19 protein-coding genes are annotated in these 16,957 nt (G+C 68.0%); 13 read left to right on the forward strand and 6 right to left on the reverse strand.

All coding sequences use genetic code 11. The annotated features are described in order from the left end of the window. Together H8R02_RS27210 and H8R02_RS27215 are read left to right on the forward strand one after the other, a co-directional pair. Positions 1–225 carry an addiction module protein gene (locus tag H8R02_RS27210; protein ID WP_187084681.1) on the forward strand — a complete coding sequence of 75 codons (225 nt, stop codon included), beginning with the start codon at positions 1–3 and terminating at the stop codon, positions 223–225. Further along, complete coding sequence (locus tag H8R02_RS27215; RefSeq protein ID WP_187084683.1) at positions 222–518, forward strand: type II toxin-antitoxin system RelE/ParE family toxin; 297 nt, start codon at positions 222–224, stop codon at positions 516–518. The genes H8R02_RS27210 and H8R02_RS27215 overlap by 4 nt, the downstream gene beginning before the upstream one ends. Before the next feature lie 574 nt (positions 519–1,092). On the opposite strand, the gene H8R02_RS27220 is transcribed toward H8R02_RS27215, so the two are convergent. From H8R02_RS27220 to H8R02_RS27230, 3 genes are read right to left on the reverse strand one after another with little or no spacing between them, the layout of a single operon-like run. Next, on the reverse strand, positions 1,093–1,341 hold the full coding sequence (locus tag H8R02_RS27220; protein ID WP_187084686.1) for a helix-turn-helix domain-containing protein: 249 nt from the start codon (positions 1,339–1,341) through the stop codon (positions 1,093–1,095). Between the two features lie 3 nt (positions 1,342–1,344). Next, positions 1,345–2,502 (reverse strand): ATP-binding protein, encoded by a 1,158-nt coding sequence (locus H8R02_RS27225; RefSeq protein ID WP_187084688.1) that lies wholly within the window; start codon positions 2,500–2,502, stop codon positions 1,345–1,347. Positions 2,503–2,555: 53 nt separating this feature from the next. After that, complete coding sequence (locus H8R02_RS27230) at positions 2,556–3,773, reverse strand: MFS transporter (RefSeq protein WP_187084690.1); 1,218 nt, start codon at positions 3,771–3,773, stop codon at positions 2,556–2,558. A gap of 82 nt (positions 3,774–3,855) precedes the next feature. Between H8R02_RS27230 and H8R02_RS27235 the strand changes: the two genes are divergently transcribed. Beyond that, positions 3,856–5,067, forward strand: a complete 1,212-nt coding sequence (locus tag H8R02_RS27235; protein WP_187084692.1) for a D-alanyl-D-alanine carboxypeptidase family protein — start codon at positions 3,856–3,858, stop codon at positions 5,065–5,067. Positions 5,068–5,077: 10 nt separating this feature from the next. Here H8R02_RS27235 and H8R02_RS27240 read toward each other — a convergent pair whose 3' ends face one another. Continuing rightward, a complete protein-coding gene (locus H8R02_RS27240; RefSeq protein WP_187084694.1) occupies positions 5,078–6,652 on the reverse strand; it encodes an aldehyde dehydrogenase family protein in 1,575 nt (524 codons plus the stop codon). Between the two features lie 27 nt (positions 6,653–6,679). After that, positions 6,680–7,843, reverse strand: coding sequence for an epoxide hydrolase family protein (locus H8R02_RS27245; protein WP_187084696.1), 1,164 nt, complete (start codon positions 7,841–7,843; stop codon positions 6,680–6,682). 63 nt (positions 7,844–7,906) lie between these two features. On the opposite strand from H8R02_RS27245, the gene H8R02_RS27250 reads away from it, so the two are divergent. From H8R02_RS27250 to gcvA, 9 genes are all read left to right on the forward strand, one after another. Continuing rightward, a complete protein-coding gene (locus H8R02_RS27250) occupies positions 7,907–8,518 on the forward strand; it encodes a ProQ/FinO family protein (protein ID WP_187084698.1) in 612 nt (203 codons plus the stop codon). 109 nt (positions 8,519–8,627) lie between these two features. Further along, on the forward strand, positions 8,628–8,975 hold the full coding sequence (locus H8R02_RS27255) for a Zn-ribbon domain-containing OB-fold protein (protein ID WP_187084700.1): 348 nt from the start codon (positions 8,628–8,630) through the stop codon (positions 8,973–8,975). Positions 8,976–8,986: 11 nt separating this feature from the next. Next, entirely contained in the window at positions 8,987–10,129 is a 1,143-nt protein-coding gene (locus tag H8R02_RS27260; protein WP_187084702.1) for a thiolase family protein, read from the forward strand. Further along, positions 10,130–10,888, forward strand: a complete 759-nt coding sequence (locus H8R02_RS27265) for an SDR family NAD(P)-dependent oxidoreductase (RefSeq protein WP_187084704.1) — start codon at positions 10,130–10,132, stop codon at positions 10,886–10,888. Positions 10,889–10,898: 10 nt separating this feature from the next. Then, complete coding sequence (locus tag H8R02_RS27270; RefSeq protein ID WP_187084706.1) at positions 10,899–11,702, forward strand: enoyl-CoA hydratase/isomerase family protein; 804 nt, start codon at positions 10,899–10,901, stop codon at positions 11,700–11,702. Positions 11,703–11,719: 17 nt separating this feature from the next. Beyond that, entirely contained in the window at positions 11,720–12,694 is a 975-nt protein-coding gene (locus H8R02_RS27275) for a tripartite tricarboxylate transporter substrate binding protein (RefSeq protein WP_187084708.1), read from the forward strand. Then, positions 12,691–13,095, forward strand: a complete 405-nt coding sequence (locus H8R02_RS27280) for a PaaI family thioesterase (RefSeq protein WP_187084710.1) — start codon at positions 12,691–12,693, stop codon at positions 13,093–13,095. Before H8R02_RS27275 ends, H8R02_RS27280 begins: the two co-directional genes overlap by 4 nt. Positions 13,096–13,097: 2 nt before the next feature. Beyond that, positions 13,098–14,288 (forward strand): CaiB/BaiF CoA transferase family protein, encoded by a 1,191-nt coding sequence (locus H8R02_RS27285; RefSeq protein ID WP_187084712.1) that lies wholly within the window; start codon positions 13,098–13,100, stop codon positions 14,286–14,288. Between the two features lie 34 nt (positions 14,289–14,322). Next, entirely contained in the window at positions 14,323–15,213 is an 891-nt protein-coding gene (gcvA, locus tag H8R02_RS27290) for a transcriptional regulator GcvA (RefSeq protein WP_187084714.1), read from the forward strand. A 1-nt stretch (position 15,214) separates the two neighbouring features. Here gcvA and H8R02_RS27295 read toward each other — a convergent pair whose 3' ends face one another. Next, a complete protein-coding gene (locus H8R02_RS27295) occupies positions 15,215–16,048 on the reverse strand; it encodes a GlcG/HbpS family heme-binding protein (protein WP_187084715.1) in 834 nt (277 codons plus the stop codon). Between the two features lie 261 nt (positions 16,049–16,309). Here H8R02_RS27295 and H8R02_RS27300 point away from each other — a divergent pair, with 261 nt between their 5' ends. Next, positions 16,310–16,918 (forward strand): hypothetical protein, encoded by a 609-nt coding sequence (locus H8R02_RS27300; protein ID WP_187084717.1) that lies wholly within the window; start codon positions 16,310–16,312, stop codon positions 16,916–16,918. The last annotated feature ends 39 nt before the right edge of the window (positions 16,919–16,957 follow it).

Genomic DNA, 16,957 nt, shown 5'->3' on the forward strand with positions numbered 1-16,957 from the left:
ATGAATGCGCGTGTAGACCACGTCCTGGATGAGGTTCTGGCTCTCCCCGCCGACGAGCGATCGGCGGTCGCTGTGGCATTGCTCGAAAGCCTCGAAAACGCCGACAGCAGCGCAGTGTCTGACGCTTGGCGCGCCGAAATCAGGCGCCGGCGCGAGGAACTCCATTCCGGCCGCGTCCGCGCCACTCCCTGGGCAGAAGTAAAGCAGCGTTTCCGCGCGCAGTGAGCCGGTTCTCGGTTACCGTCCTTCCGGACGCCGAGGGCGAGATGCGTGATGCCTTCCTTTGGTACTTCGAGAGAAGTCCGCTCATCGCAGATGGGTTCGCCACTGAGGTGACCGAAGCCATTGATGGCCTCGAAGACAACGCATGCAACTGGCCCGTGGACGAAGATGGCGTTCACTTCTATCACCTCAAGAGGTTTCCGTACACGATTCGGTATGACATCGATGGTGCTGCGGTCACTGTGCTCGCGATAGCTCACCAGAGGCGGAAGCCAGGGTACTGGCAAGACCGCTAACGCTGATGCGCTTTTCCCCTGTGCATTGGCCACTCTCCACGCTAATCAAGAGTGTCCACTAAAGCGATGCAAGCTCCGCGTTGGTGTCGAACGACCTGTTAGACCGCTTCGAGCGGTGGCCAACGCACTTCGCTCGCTCCACCTGCGGCGATTTGATTGCTTGACATTGTGTGTCCCCCTCTGCGGAGCCAAAATCCAAATAGAACGGCGAGGCCCGATGCTACTAACGCGGCAACGTACCACTTTGTCTCATTCGTCATGGTGGCTCTCAATGCGGGCTAACGTTTTGTGGACCGCAATTCCAAAACTGTTATGCCGCAGCTGCCGGATAAGGCCAACCGCCCCCGCGCTGGAAGCCGTTGTTTCAATTCCACTTTCATCGTCTTCAACTCTTATTCAGCTCCGCCAAACCAGGAAGTGATATCCGGCAACAGGCAGCTGGCGACATCGGCCAAGTCTGCCAGCGCGACCGCTGCCGGGCAAGGTCAATTGAGCCGGGAACCAGCCCGGCACCCACTCACCCTTGTCATGTCTGACAGGTGACGCTTCCGGCGAAATGCAGTAGGCGCGAGCCTCACCCACCCCCAACCTTCACCGACACCCCATACAGCGCCAGCATGCCAAGGACATGTCCAACGGCCACGCCCGGCTCACCCCGCTCGATCCGCGCGATCGTCTGCACATGAACACCCAGCCGCGCTGCCGCAACCGCCTGCCCCTCACCGGCTGCAAGTCTCGCCTCCTTCGCGGCAGCACCAAGTTGCGCGATCGTCGCCAACGCGGTTTCGTCGATATCAACGGAAATGCGTTTGCCTTGCGCCATGAATCAAGCCCTTGCTGGTAGCAGCGCCCACAGCGGCACAGCCTCGATCTTCTGCGCAAGCGCAAAGCGATGCAGCCCCGGGTACACGACGTACAGCCTCTCAAGCTTCAAGTCCTCCATCGCGATCTGCATGGAAGCCGTCACGCGCGGCTGGTCCGTGTACTTGATCTCGACACCGATGCGCCGGTCACCCTGCACCAGCAGCAGGTCGAGCTCGGCGCCGGCATGCGTCGCCCAGAAATACGCCTGGTGCGGCTGCGCAAGCCTCAACACCTGCTCGATCGCGAACCCTTCCCAGCTGGCGCCAACACGCCCGTGCGTCAGAAGCTGCGGAAAGGTGCGCACGTCGAGCAGGAAATGCAGCAGCCCCGAGTCGCGGAAATAGATCTTCGGCGCCTTCACCTGCCGCTTGCCCAGGTTCTCGTGCCAAGGCGGCAGCTGCCGGATCATGAAGGTCTGCGTGAGGTGGTCGAGATAGCGCCGCACTGTCATCTCGCCTACACCGAGCGAGCGTGCCAGCTCCGCGCCGTTCCACGTCTGGCCGTGGTAGTGGGCGAGGAACTGCCAGAAGCGCGTCATCATCGGCGCGGGGACGTTCACGCCAAGCTGGGGCAGGTCCGTGTAGATGTACCTGTTGATCGCATCGGACCGCCACGTCCAGCTCGTCTCGTCGCTCTCGGCGAGGTACGAGTTGGGGAATCCGCCGCGTAGCCACAGGCGGTTGACTGCCTCGCTGTCGACGCCGATCTCGTCGATGGTGAACCCGCCGATCTCCAGCAGCGAAACGCGGCCCAGGAGCGACTCGGTCGGATGCATCGCGCGAGGCGACGCACTACCGAGCAACAGGTACTGCCCCGGCCGATCGATGTGCGTGGGCCGGTCGATCAGGTAGCGGAGCAGCTCGGTCAGGCGCGGCAGGTGCTGGATCTCGTCGACGACCACCAGCCCTTCCAGGTTCTGCAGCACCTCCATGGGCGCGCTCTCCAGCCGCGAGCGCATGAGAGGGTTCTCGAGGTCGAAGTAGTTCGGCGAGTCCGGCGCCAGAAAGGCGCGGGCCAGCGTGGTCTTGCCCACCTGTCGCGGGCCGACCAGTTCGACCGCCCGGAAGGTGCGCAGGCGCTGCTGGATGCTCCCCAGCAGCGAGGTTCGCTCGATGTGCATCCGCGAATGGTACAAGCCTTCACCTTGAAAATCCATCATGGCATGGGGGATTTTCAAGGTAGATTGGCCGTCCTCCTGCGCCTCACCAGCACCACCGCCCCCACCGCCGCCGCCACAAGCCCCGACATCGCCCCCGCCACCAGCGCCCACCGCGCCCCCAACCGATTCGCCACCAACCCAATCAACGGCGCCCCCAGCGGCGTGCCACCCGCCGACACCGCCAGTACAAGCGCAATCACCCGCCCACGCAGGAACGGGTCACTCCACAACTGCGCCGCGCTATGCGCCGTCGTCGTAAACGTCTGCGTCGACAACCCCGCAAAGAACAGCGCCACCGCAAACCATCGATAAGTCGGCATCGCCGCCGCCGTAAGCAGTGCCACACCAAACGCCACCGCAGCCCCCACCAGCAACCCCATTCGCGGCTTGTCGCGCCCCGCCGAGAGCAGCGCACCCGTCACCGACCCCACCGCCATCGACGAAGTCAACAACCCGAACTCGCGCGCCCCCACAGCAAACACCGACACAGCCATCGTCGAGATGTAGATCGGAAAGTTCAACCCGAACGTCCCGATCAGGAAAAACATGAACAGCACCGTGCGCAGCTCGCCGCGTGCCCACACGTGCCGCAGACCATCCATCAGGCCGCTGCTTTGCACACCAGTTGAAGCGCGAGGGTGAAACTCCGCAGGCCGCAAATACACAAGCGCCGCCAGCACCCCCGCAAACGAGAGCGCATTCAGCACAAACACCCACCCACTCCCCACCCACGCAATCAACACCCCCGCCACCGCAGGCCCCACCAGCCGCCCCGCATTGAACGACGTCGAATTCAGCGCAACCGCATTCGACAGGTGCGCGTCCCCCACCAGCTCCGACACAAAGCTCTGCCGCGTCGGCGAATCGAACGCCGTGGTGCAGCCCAGCAGCAGCGCGAACAGGTACACATGCCACAGCTCGACCGCACCTGTAAGCGTGAGGACACCCAGCCCCAGCGCCAGCAACCCCATGGCCGACTGCGTGAAGAACAGCACCCGTCGCCGGTCGTACCGGTCCGCCACCGCCCCCGTCAGCGGCAGCAGCAGGAACTGCGGCCCGAACTGCAGGCTCATCACGATGCCTACGGCCGTAGCGTCGTGCTGCGTCAGCTCGGTCAGCACGATCCAGTCCTGCGCCGTGCGCTGCATCCACGTGCCGATGTTCGAGATGAACGCACCCGCGGCCCAAAGCCTGTAGTTGTAATTGGCTAGCGAGCGGAAGGTCGTCTTCACGTCGGCAAATTCCTCATCCGGCCCATTCTGCCCCCGGGCCACGCGCGTTCCGCGACAATGCTCGGTGGACTTCCGTCAGACCATGAGAACAAAGCACTTCCTCATCATTGCCTTCGCCGCCGCCGCGCTCCTCGCCGGCACTCCCTCGTTCGCCGCCAAGAAGGCCGCGCAGAAACCCGCCACCACCGCATCCTCATCGGCGACAGCACCCACCACGGGCATCGTCGGCGGCGTGCCGGTGCTGCCTGCCAAAGCCTGGCTGGTGATGGACTTCGACTCCGGCGAGGTGCTGGCCTCGTCCAACCCCGACGAGCCGCTGCCCCCCGCGTCGCTCACCAAGATGATGACGAGCTACCTCGTCGAGCAGGCGCTCAAGTCCGGCAAGCTCAAGGAGAACGACCTCGTCTCCGTCAGCCAGTACGCGTGGTGCCGCGGCTCCAGCACGGAGTCGTGCATGTACCTGCCGCTGAACAGCCAGGCCACCGTCATCGACATGCTGCGCGGCGTCATCATCCAGTCCGGCAACGACGCCTCCAAGGCCCTTGCCGAGCACCTGGGCGGCACCGAAGAAGGCTTCGCGAAGATGATGAACGCCGAGGCCAAGCGCCTGGGCATGACGAAAACGAACTTCGTCAACGCCACCGGCCTGCCCGACCCCGCGCACAAGGCGTCGGCACGCGACCTCGCGATCCTCGCGCGCGCGATCATCCGCGACAGCTCCAAGTACTACCCGATCTACGCCGAGCGCGACTTCACGTTCAACAAGATCAAGCAGGGCAACCGCAATGCGCTGCTGTACACGGACCCCAGCGTCGACGGCCTCAAGACCGGCCACACGGAAGACGCGGGCTACTGCCTCGTCACCTCGGCCAAGCGAAACGGCATGCGCCTGATCACGGTCATCCTCAACACCAGCAGCGCGCAAGCTCGTGCGGACGAAACGCGCACGCTGCTCAACTGGGGCTTCGGCAATTTCGAGAAGGCCACGCCGCTGCAGCCGAACACGGCTGTGGGCACGGCGAAGGTGCGCTACGGCACGGTGGACACCGTCGCCGCGGGGCTTGGCGCGCCGTGGACCGTGACCGTGCCGCGCGGCCAGAAAGTGGAGACCGCGGTGCAGTTGAAGCCGGACCTCGAAGCACCCATCGCGAAGGGCGCCGTCGTCGGCAAGGTCGTCGCCAGCTCGAACGGCAAACAGCTTTCGGAAGCGCCGCTGGTGGCGCAGGCCGACGTGGAGCGCGCCAACTTCTTCAAACGCGCCTGGCAGGGCGTGACGGGGATGTTCGGGAAGTAACCGGCCCCGGCTACGACGCGCGCGCGATCGTCCGCGATTGCTCGCGCATGTACTGCGGCAGGTAGTAGAACGAAGCCAGCCCCTTGCCGGTGTTGCCGGACGCTTTCCAGCCGCCGAAGGGCTGGTAGCCCGGCCACGCGCCGGTGGTCGCCCCGAGCGAGCGGTTGGCGAAAGTCACACCGGCCTCGATGTTGTCCATGAACCAGGGGATGTCTTCTTCGGCGCCGAAGAAGCCCGCGGTCAAACCATAAGGGACCGCGTTCGCGCGTTGCATCGCCTCGTCGCGCGACTTGACGCGGCCCACCAGCAGGATCGGGCAGAAGAGCTCCTGGCTCCACAGCGGGTGCGACGCGTCGGCTTCGGCGAGCGTGTTGGCGACGTACTGCCCCCGGCGGGGCATATCCGGCTTGTGGCCGCCCATGACGATGCGGGCCGAACCCGCCAGCTGTTCGCAATAGCGGCCGAAGTTGCGGTAACCGTTCTCGGTGGCCAGCGGCCCGGCGAAGGTGCCGCGCTCCAGCGGGTCGCCGATGACGAGCGTCTTCACGAATTCGGCAACGCGCCCGATCAGGTCGTCGGCGATGTCCTCGTGCACGAACACACGCGACAACGCCGAGCACTTCTGCCCGCCCATCCCGAACGCCGAGCGCGCGACACCCTTTGCCGCCGCGTCGAGGTCAGCCCCCGGCAGCACGATGGCGGAGTTCTTGCCACCCATCTCCGTGATGCAGGGCCGCGGGATGAAGCGCGACGCCTGGTGCGCAAGGATGCCGCGCCCGACCGCATGCGAGCCCGTGAACGTGACGCCACCGGTGCGGTCGTCGGTGACCAGCGCGGCGCCGATGCCCGGCCCGTCGCCCACGATGTTGTTGAACACACCTGCAGGCACGCCGGCCTCGTGCAGGCATTCCGCCAACAACACGCCTGACCACGGCGTCGCCAATGAGCCTTTCAACACGACCGCATTGCCGGCGACCAGCGCGGCGAGCGAGGGGCCCGCGGCCAGTGCGAACGGGTAGTTGAACGGCGCGATGACCACCCACACGCCGTAGGGCCGCATCACGCTGCGGTTGGTCAGGTGCATGCCGGGCACCGGGTCCGAGGGCAGCACACGGTCGAAGCCTTCGTGCGCTTCCATCTGCGCGCAATAGATCTTGCAGAAGTCCACCACCTCCGCGACTTCCGCCAGCGCTTCCACGCGGTTCTTGCCGACTTCGCGCGAGACGGCCACCGCGATCTCGTACATGCGGGCCTGGATGCGTTGCTGCGCGCGGCGGATGATCGCCACGCGCTCGCGCCACGGCGTCAGCCCCCAGCTGCGTGCTGCGCCGGTAGCAGCTGCCATGGCGGCATCGGCATCGCGCAGTGACGCCACCGAGAAGCGGCCGATGGTCGTATCAAGGTCGGCGGGGCTGCGCTTGTCCAGGCGCTCTTCGGTGTGCACGGGCTTTCCGGCGATCCACAAGGGGTGCTCCTGCGCACCGTCGGCTGCGAACGTCTTCAACGCGCTTTCGAACGCGTCGTGCAGCTCCTGCGGGGGTTGGTACATGCTGGCGTAAGTCAGCTCGAAAGCGCCTTGGGTCATGCTTCGGGTCCTCCGGGTGCGCGCATCTTATGTCGAACGCAGCGGCCGGAAGAACTCGCGGATTTCGTGCGCCAGCACTTCGGGCTGCTCCATCGCCGCGAAGTGGCCGCCGCGTTGCGCCACCGTCCACCGGCGGATGTCCGAGTACGTGCGCTGCGCCAGCGAGCGCGGCGGCCGCAGGATCTCCTTCGGGAACTCTAAATAGCCCATCGGCACATCGATGGTCGCGCCGCGCGGGATCGGCCACTCGCGGTGCATACGCCAGTAGTACGGCCAGAACGACGAGCCGATCGCGCCGGTCACCCAGTACAAGGTGATGTTGGCGAGCATCTCGTCGCGGCCCACCGCATGCGCGGGGTCGCCGTCGTTGTCGCTCCACCGCTGGAATTTCTCGACGATCCACGCGGCCAGGCCCGCCGGCGAATCGGTCAGGCCATGCGCCAGCGTGATCGGCCGCGTGCCCTGGATCCACTGGTAGCCGGTCTCCTCCTTCAGGAAGTGCGCGAGTTCGCCGGCATAGCGCTTCTCGGCCTCGTCCGTCTGCGGCATCTCGCCGTCGCGCCGCACCGCGAGCAGGTTGAGGTGGATGCCGTATAGCTTCTTCGCGTGTGCGTGGCCGAGGCGCGTGGTGATGAAGCCGCCCCAGTCGCCACCTTGCGCCGCGAAGCGTTCGTAGCCGAGCACGTCCGTCATGAGCGCTGCGAACGTGTCCGCTATTTCCTCGACACCGAACGCCGCCTGCCCCGGCTGGTACGAGAAGCCGTAGCCGGGCAGCGAAGGCGCGACCACGGTGAACGCGTCGCGCTCGTCACCGCCGAAGCGTGCCGGGTCGGTCAGCATCGGGATCAATCGCCGGAACTCGAAGACGGAGCCGGGCCAGCCGTGCGACAGCAGCAGCGGCATCGGCGCCGGCCCGCGGCCGGGTTCGTGGATGAAGTGCAGGTCGATGCCGCCCACGCGCGCCTTGAACTGCCGGAACTCGTTGAGCGCGGCCTCGTGCACGCGCCAGTCGAAGCCGGTGCGCCAGTAGTCGACCAGCTGCTTCATGTACTCGACGCTCGTGCCGGCCTGCCACGGGGGCACGTTCGCCGGTTCGTCGGGCCAGCGCGTGCGGGCGAGGCGTGCGCGCAGGTCGTCGAGGACCGCGGGCTCGATTGCGACGCGGAATGGCGTGGGCTGGGGTGCGGCCATGGGAGCGCTCCTGTAGCAGGCGCCATCATCGTGGAAAATCGGCGGATCGTGCACTCGCCTTCCATGACCCAAGACTCCCCCACCCAACCGCGCAGAAACAAGGCACCCCGCCAGGTGCACCCCCTGCTGCACAAGCTGTACGAGCTGCACCCGCGCCTGTTCGGCGCGCGCTTCCTGCCGCTGAAGCTCGGCATCTTCGAAGACCTGATCGCCGCGCACCCGGACGTGCTGCCGCCCGATGAGCTGAAGGTGGCGCTCGGTTTGCACACACGCTCCACGCGCTACATCGAGGCCGTGGCCTCCGGCCTCGCTCGCCACGATTTGCAGGCACGCCCCGTGGGGCCGGTGGCACCGGAACACGTGCACCACGCCATCCTCGAGCTGTACAAGCGCCGCCGCGGCAAGGCGCCGGAGCCGGCGCGCAGGCAGGCCGTCGAGCAGCTTGCGGCTGCCATTTCTTCCTCGGGCCTCGACCGCCTCGCGTATCGCGAGCGCTTCACGCCTGCGGACGAAGAGCTGGCCGCGATGCTCGAAGAGGCGCTTTCGATCGCTGCGCAGAAAGAGGCGCGGCGCGAAGCGCTGCAACGCGCCTTCCGCGCGAGCGGCAAACCCGTCGCGGAGTTCGCGGAGATGTACGGGCTGGACCCGACAGAGGCCGAACAGCTGCTGCGTTGACCCTCCCGCTTGAGTTTTTCTCAAGCGAAAGCCCGCCAAAACTCGTTTGTCAGCCGGCGCCGCAGCGCCGAGGATTCGGTCCACATCAACGCACCGCAGGACCGAAGCCATGCCCGACCCCAGCGCCATCCTCACCGCCGACTCGCCGCCGCAACTGCTCGTCTCACGGCACCGCGCAACCCGGGAGCTGCGCTTCCCGCCGCTGGCGGCGCAGTCGCCGCTCGCGGCCGAGCACGAGACAGTCGCCATCGCGGGCCGGGGCCACGTCTACAGCTTCACGGTGATCCACCCGAACCCGAAGTCCGGCGCGGCGCCGTTCGCGCTCGGCTACGTGGACCTGCCGGGGCCGGTGCGCCTCTTCGGCCGCATCGGCGGCGAAGGCGTCGGCATCGGCGCCGCCTGTGAAGTCGTCGCGCATGCCGAATTCGGCTACGCGTTCCAGACCGTCGCAGCCTGAAGGAGCCCACCATGACGGACACCTACATCCGCGGCGTCGGCATGACGCGCTTCGGCCGGCACACCGGCACCTATGCGACCGACCTCGCGCAGGAGGCCATCTTTGCCGCGCTGCGTGACGCCGACACGCGGCTCGACGAGATCGAGGCCGTGTACTGCGCCAATGTGTTCGGCGGCATGATCCTCGGCCAGGTGCTGGTCCGCGACCTCGGCCTCAAGGGCATCCCGGTCTACAACGTCGAGAACGCCTGCGCCAGCGGCGCAACCGCCGTGCACCTCGCGCGGCATGCGCTGAAGGCCGGCGAGTACCGCAACGTGCTCGTGGTCGGTATCGAGATGCTCACCCAGCTGGGCGGCGGCACGATCCCGCTGCAGCGCAACGACGACAAGACCGAGCTGTATGCGCAGGCCGGCATGGTGCTGCCTGCCGTGTACGCGATGCGCGGGACGCGCTTCCTGCACGAGGGTCGCGGCACGCGCGCCGACCTGGCCGCCGTTGCCGTGAAGAACCGCGCCCATGGCGCGCTGAACGAGTACGCGCAGCAGCGCACACCGGTGACCGGCGGCGAAGTGCTCTCGTCACGCACGATCGCGGACCCGCTCACGCTGCTGCAGTGCTGCCCCTCGCAGGTCGACGGCGCCGCGGCCCTGGTGCTGGGCACCGCCCCCCAGGGCAGCAAGCCCGTCAAGGTGCTCGCGTCGATCGTGCAGTCGGGCATCGCGGAATCGGCAGACGACGACATCCTGGACGCCGAGATCACGGCGCGTGCGGCGCGCCTCGCCTACGAGCAGGCCGGTGTGGGCCCCGGCGACGTCGGCGTGGTGGAACTGCACGACGCTTTCACCATCGCGGAGCTGCTGTATTACGAAGCGCTCGGCCTCGCCGGGCCGGGCGAGGCGGTGAGCCTGCTGCACTCGGGCGCCACGCGCGTGGGTGGCCGCGTGCCCGTCAACCCCAGTGGCGGCCTGCTGGCCAAGGGGCATCCGCTCGGCGCCACCGGTGTGGCGCAGATGGTCGAGGTCGCATGGCACCTGCAGGGCCGCGCGGGCGCGCGCCAGTCGGGTGCCCCGCGCATCGGCTTGACGCAGTGCACCGGCGGCGGCATCGCCGGTGTCGACCACGCCGCTTCGTCCGTCCACATCCTGGGGGTCTGAATGAGCGACAACCACCCCCAACCCATTGCCGTGGTGACGGGCGCCGCGCGCGGCATCGGCTTCGGCATCGCGCAGCACCTCGCGAGCCGCGGCATGCGCGTTGCGCTGTTCGACCGCGATGCGGACGCCCTGGCCACCGCGGCGCACGAGCTGCGCGCGCAAGGTATCGACACCCACACCGAGACGGTGGACCTCACCGACGGCACGCAGGTGGAGCGCGCTTTCGCCGGCACTGTGCAGGCACTGGGACGCGTCGACTGCCTCGTCAACAACGCAGGCGCCGTGCGCGACATGCGCTTCCTGAAGATGACCGAAGCCGACTGGGACCTTGTCGTCGACACCAACCTGCGCTCGCAGTTCCTCTGCTGCAAGGCGGTGCTGCCGGGCATGGTGGAGCGGGGCTTCGGGCGCATCGTCAACATCTCGTCGCGCGCATGGCTCGGCGGCTTCGGCCAGGCCAATTACTCGGCGGCCAAGGGCGGCGTGGTGAGCCTCACGCGCAGCCTCGCCATCGAGTTCGCATCGAAGGGCATCACGGTGAACGCCATCGCGCCCGGCATCGTGGACACGCCGCTGTTCCGCAATTTCGCGCCCGATGTGCAGGAGCGGCTCAAGAAGTCCGTGCCGGTGCAGCGCATCGGCACCGCCGGCGACATCGCGCAGGCCGTGGCGTTCTTCGCCGACGCGGCCAACTCGTACGTCACGGGCCAGGTGCTCTATGTGTGCGGCGGCCGCAGCCTGTCCTCGCCGAGCCTTTGAGGAGAGCGCCATGCCCGTCCACTTCGAAACCCGCGAGAGCGTTGCCTTGATGACGCTGGACCGCCCCGAGGCGCTGAACGCGCTGGACGTCGCAAGCCTTGCGCAGGTTCGCGAGCACCTGGTGCGCTACCGCGACGACCCCGCGCTGCGTTGCCTCGTCGTCACCGGCGCGGGCGAGCGCGCGTTCTGCACGGGCGCTGACCTGAAGGCCGCCCGCGATCCCTCGGCAACGTACGCCGAAGCCTTCCTGCGCAGCAAAACCCTTGCCGCCGACCAGGGGCTCTACATCCGGCTGCTGGACTGGAACGACCTGGACCTGCACAAGCCGGTCGTCGCCGCGGTCAATGGCTACTGCCTCGGCGGCGGGCTCGAGCTCGCACTGCAGTGCGACGTGCGCGTCGCCGCCGACGGCGCCAGCTTCGGCCTGCCTGAAGTGTGCGTCGGCTCGATCCCCGGCGTCTCGGGCGTGTCCCGGCTGATGCGTGCCACCGGCAGCTCGCACGCCCTGCAGATGGCGCTGACGGGCGAGCGCATCGACGCGGCGCGCGCGCTCGCGTGCGGGCTGGTGTCCGAGGTGTTGCCGCGCGAGCAGTTGCTGCCGCGCGCGCTGCAGATCGCCGAACGCATCGCGGCCAACGCACCGCTCGCTGTGCAGGCGGTCAAGAAGCTGTCCCGCCAGACGCCGCAGCTCGGCGAGCGCGAGGCGCAGGAGCTGACCGAATTGCATTGGGGTGTGCTGCGCGACACCCAGGACCGCCTCGAAGGCCGCGCCGCATTCGCGCAGAAGCGCACCGCCCGTTACCAAAGCCGATAGAACCCAAGGAGACCCTCATGACCTCACGCATCACCCGCCGCCGCGCGCTTGCCGCCGCCACCCTGCTGCTGGCGGGCGCCGCCATTGCGCAGACATTCCCCTCGCAGCCGATCAAGCTGGTGGTGCCGTTCGCACCCGGCGGCGGCAACGACATCCTCGCCCGCGCCATCGCGCCGCGCATGGCCGAAATCCTGGGCCAGCCCGTCATCGTCGACAACCGGCCGGGCGCGGGCGGCAACCTCGGCACCGACGCGGTGGCCAAGGCCGCGCCCGACGGCCACACGATCCTGATCGCGTCCAACCAGTTCACCATCAACCCGGCGCTCGGCGCGAAAACGCCTTTCAACGTGGAGCGCGACTTCGCGCCGATCGGCCAGATCGCGTCGGTGCCGATCGTGCTGGTGGCCAACAAGTCGCAGCCCTTCAACACCGTGCCGGAGTTCATCGCCTACGCCAGGGCGAACCCCGGCAAGCTCTCGTACAGCAGCCCGGGCAACGGCACGCCGCAGCACCTGGCGGGCGAAGTGTTCGCGCGCATGACGAAGACGTTCATGGTGCACATCCCGTATCGGGGCACGGGCCCCGCCATCGCCGACGTGGTCGGCGACCAGGTGCAGGTCACCTTCGCCACCCTGGCCTCGGTTTCGTCGTTCCTCGAAGCGGGCAAGCTCAAGGCGATCGGCGTCGCGGCGCCGCGCGCGTCGCGCATGCTGCCGGGCGTCAAGTCATTCGGCGAGAACGGCCTGAAGGGCTACGACGCGGAACTCTGGTACTGCCTGCTTGCGCCGGCGAAGACGCCCGACGCCACCGTGGCGAAACTCAATGCGGCGCTCAACCAGGCGCTGCAATCGCCGAAGGTCGCGGAGCAGCTGGCGCGGCAGGGCTTCGACACGGCCACCTCGACACCCGCGCAGTTGCGCGAGCGGATCGCCGGCGACCTGAAGCGCTGGGCACGCGTGGTCAACGAGCACCAGATCAAGGTGGAGCTGTGACACTGTCCACCGGCAACCCGTTGCTGGACGACCTGGGCATCCGCGTGGTCGAGTGGCGCACCGGGCACTGCGAGATGGAGATGGAAGTGCGCGAGCGCCATCTCAACCGCCGCGGCCGCCTGCAAGGCGGCGTCACCGCCACGCTGCTCGACGCGGCTTGCGGCTACGCAGGCCTGCTGCGCGAAGGCGACAGCGAGCCAGGCGACGCCGCGACCATCACGCTCACGGTCAATTACCTGGGCAAGCTGGGCCACGGCCGCTTGCGCGCCGTGGGGCGCGTCACCGGCAGTGGCCGCAGCATCTACTTCGCGTCCGGCGAGCTCTACGCACCGGACGGCGCGCTCGCCGCGACCGCGCAGGGGTCGTTCAAGCGAGCGTCCCTCGCGTCACCGGGAGCCTGACCATGTTCAGAGATGCCTTGCAGGGCGTGCGCGTCCTCGACTTCAGCCAGATCGCGGCCGGGCCGGCGTGCAGCATGCTGCTCGCCGACATGGGCGCACACGTCATCAAGGTGGAGCCGCCCGGCGGCGACCTGGGGCGCACGCTCGGTCCCGGCTGGGTGGGGGCGGACAGCGCCCTCTTCCACGCGTTCAACCGCAACAAGCAGGGCATCTGCCTCGACCTGAAGACGCCCGGCGGCGTCGCCACGGCGCTGCGCCTCGCCGATCAATGCGACGTGCTGGTCGAGAGCATGCGGCCCGGCGTGATGGACCGCCTCGGCCTCGGCTACGAGCAGGTGCGCGAGCGCAATCCTTCCGTCGTGTATTGCTCGATCTCGGCGTACGGCCAGGTTGGCCCTTACGCCCAGCGCGCCGGGGTCGACGGCATCCTGCAGGCGGACACGGGCCTCATGAGCATCATCGGTGTGCCCGGGGCGGAGCCGTGCAAGGTGCAGGCACCCATCGTCGACGTGGTCACGGGCCACATGGCCTGCACCGGCATCCTCGCCAAGCTGCTGCAACGCGGGCGAGACGGCCGGGGCGGCCACCTCGACGTCAACCTGATGAACGCCGCGATCAGCCTGCAGGTGCCGTCGTTCGCGAGCTACCTGAGCGACAAGGCGCTCCCGGCGCGGCTGGGCAGCGCCGCACCGTATTCCGCACCCAACGAGGCTTTCGAAGCGGCCGACGGCTGGGTGATGGTGGCCGCCTACATGGGCAACCGCTGGGAGCGCCTGTGCCACGTGCTGGGCCGGGAGGAGCTTGCCTTCGACGAACGCTTCGCCACGTCGAAGTCGCGCACGACGAATCGCGCGCAGCTGCGCCAGGCGTTGAACGAGGTATTTCGCACGCGCACGGTCGCCGCGTGGATCGAGGCCCTGCTCGCTGAGGACATCCTCTGCGCGAAGGTCGCGACCTACGAGGACCTGCTTGCGCACCCCCAGCTGGAAGCGAATGCGTTGCTCGCCACCGTCGACGTGCCCGGCTTCGGGCCGCTGCAGGTGCCGGGGTTCCCGATCAACAGCCGCGAGGAGAATGCGGCCGCGCAGGCGCCGGCGCCGACGATCGGGCAGCACACGCGCGAGGTGCTGCGGGCCAGCGGTTTCGATGGCCGCGAGATCGAGCACTTGCTGGCCGAGGGCGCCGTGAGCTGATCGAGGGGCAGGAAGCCTCCGATAGACTGGGGGCATGGACCGCCTGCCCCCGCTGAACGCTGTGCGGGCCTTCGAGGCCGTGGCGCGCCACCTGAGCATCACCGTCGCCGCCCAGGAGCTGCACGTGACGCCCGGTGCGGTGAGCCGGCAGGTGCAGGTGCTGGAGGAGTACCTGGGCCACGAGCTGCTCCATCGCGGGCACCGGCAGGTGACCCTCACGCGCAAGGGCGCCGACTACTACCGTGCCGCGACGAAGGCGCTGGACCTGCTGCGCGGCGCTTCCAGCCGGGCGCGCAAGACGCCACGCCGCCAGCTCAAGATCCGCGCCTACACCACCTTCGCCATGCGCTGGCTCGTGCCGCGGCTGTCCGGCTTCCATGCGCAGCACCCCGACATCGAGGTGCTGCTCACCACGTCGCTGGAGCCGGTGGACTTCAAGAGGGACGACCTCGACGGCGCCATTCGGCTCGGCGACGGCAAGTGGAAGGGCGCGGTGGCGCACAGGCTCGTGTCGAACATCCTCATCCCGGTGGCGAGCCCCGGGCTCGTGAAGGCAGGGCCGCCGCTGCGCAAGCCTGCCGACCTTGCGCGGCACACGCTGCTGCATTCCATTGCGCGCCCCGACGACTGGGCTTACTGGCTGGAGGCGGCCGGTGTGGCGGACCTGATCGATGCGCACTCGGGCATGACCTACGAGAGCTCCGCCATCGCGTACGCCGCCGCGGCGGAGGGCCAGGGTGTCGCGATCGCGCAGCAGTTCCTGGTGGAGGCCGACATCGCGAGCGGCAAGCTCAAGCGGCTGTTCAGGCAGTCTGTCGACATGGGCGACTTCACCTACTACCTGCTCACGCCGAGCCACCGGCCGGAGAGCGCGCCGATGACGCAGTTCCGGCTATGGCTGCTGGAGCATCTCAGCGATGGATAGGCTAGCGCGCAGCGGACGAAGCTGACGCAGGCGATGCAGCCGACGCAGGCTGGAAAGTCTTCACGCCCGACGCCGGCGTGGCCTGCGCCTTCAGCGCCTGCGCGATCCCACCCGCATCCAGCGCCGCCCCTTCGTTGCCGAGCAGCGTGCCGTTGCGCCACGTGTTCGTGCACAGCGGGTGTTGGTAGATGCTCGGCGGGTCGACGCCTGCATACACGATGTCGTCCGCTTCCTTGCCGCCTTCCGGGTTGAGCCCGGCCCCATCGCGCACGAGTTTGGCCACTTCGTGGTCGGCGCAAGGCGTGTCGCCGCTCGCGCCCAGCCCGCCGATGCGCGTCCTGCCCTTGTAGAGCGGTACACCGCCACCGAACGTGATGGTGCCGCCGCAGACAACGTGCAGGTCGTCCTTGTCCCCGGGTGCGGTGATGCACTTCGGGTTGAGCGGGTTGCCGTTCGCCGCGCCCCACAGCGAATGCCCCGGCAACGACATCGTGTACAGCCGCGCAGTCGACATCGGAGTCGTGTCGGTGCTGAACGCATTCGCGGTGAAGGCCTTCGCTTTCGCGATCGCCTTGCTGCCCGGCCATGCGGCCGCGTTGTCCTGGACCTGCGGCTTGGCTTCGACGGAGACGGCCACGGCGCACAGCTCGCCTTCGCGGTTGACCACGGCCGCCCATTCGTTCTTGCCGTGCATGAAGCCCCCCGCCTCGCCGCGCGTGGCGGCGTCCTTGAGCAGCTTGCGCAATGCGTCGCTGTCGGGCAGGCCGTCGCAGCGCTTGGCGTTGCGCTCGCCCGGCACCTCGACGCTCGACGCGGCGCCCGAACTGCGGGCCACGCCCGCGCTCTCCCTTTGTTCGCTACATCCTGCCAGCGCGGCAATCACGCCGCATGCGCAAAGCAGTGCACACAACTTTCGCATCCGCCCAATATAGAGCGTTCGCGCTGCGCGCGGGGGTGGTTTCCATGGCCGCGCTGCACCGCGTACGACATTTGCATGATCTGGCAATACGGTGCAATTGCGCCGCACAGCGGATGCATTTGTGTTCCATGCGCAGCCGCGCAGAATGGCCTTCCCAACCACAACTGAGGAGCGGCCATGACAGTCATCTCTCGCAGGATCCTGACCCCGTTGCCGGGCAAGTCCGAACTCGCACTGGACCGTGCCAAGCGCCTCGCGGGCATCATCGCGCGCCTGGGCGGCGTTGCGCGCACCGTGCGCGTGGTCTCGGGCGGCGACGTCGGCAACATCGAGATCTTCTCGCGCTTCCAGGACTTCACCGCGGCAACGCGCACCAACGCGGCAATCGCCGCCGACCCCGAGATGCTCGCGCTGTGGAAGGAACGCGAGCGCGACCCGGCGGCCACGCCCGAAGGCCCCTACGTGTATCGCACGGTGTGGGGCGAGGTCTCGCGCCAGCCCGTGATCGTCCAGCGCGAGTACCAGGTGTCGCGGCAGAACCTGCCCGACCTGATGGCGCTGCTGCCCGAGGCGCATGCGGCCGTCAACAAGCTGCCGATGGTGGCGTCGATCCCCGTGTTCGCGCCGCAGATGGACCGGCTCGTGGTCGGCTACTACGCCGAGTCCATCGAGGCGATGGGCCGCAACCTCGACCAGTACGCCATGGGCGAGGCATTCCAGGCCGTCGTACAGAAGGCGGCGCGCTTCGGCACCGTCATCACCGCGCGCGTGGTGGCCGAGGTCTGACTGGCACCTGGGCCGGCTGGCGCGCCGGGTGGGCCGCGC

Source organism: Ramlibacter albus, assembly GCF_014297445.1.
GTDB classification, from domain to species: Bacteria; Pseudomonadota; Gammaproteobacteria; order Burkholderiales; family Burkholderiaceae_C; genus Ramlibacter; species Ramlibacter albus.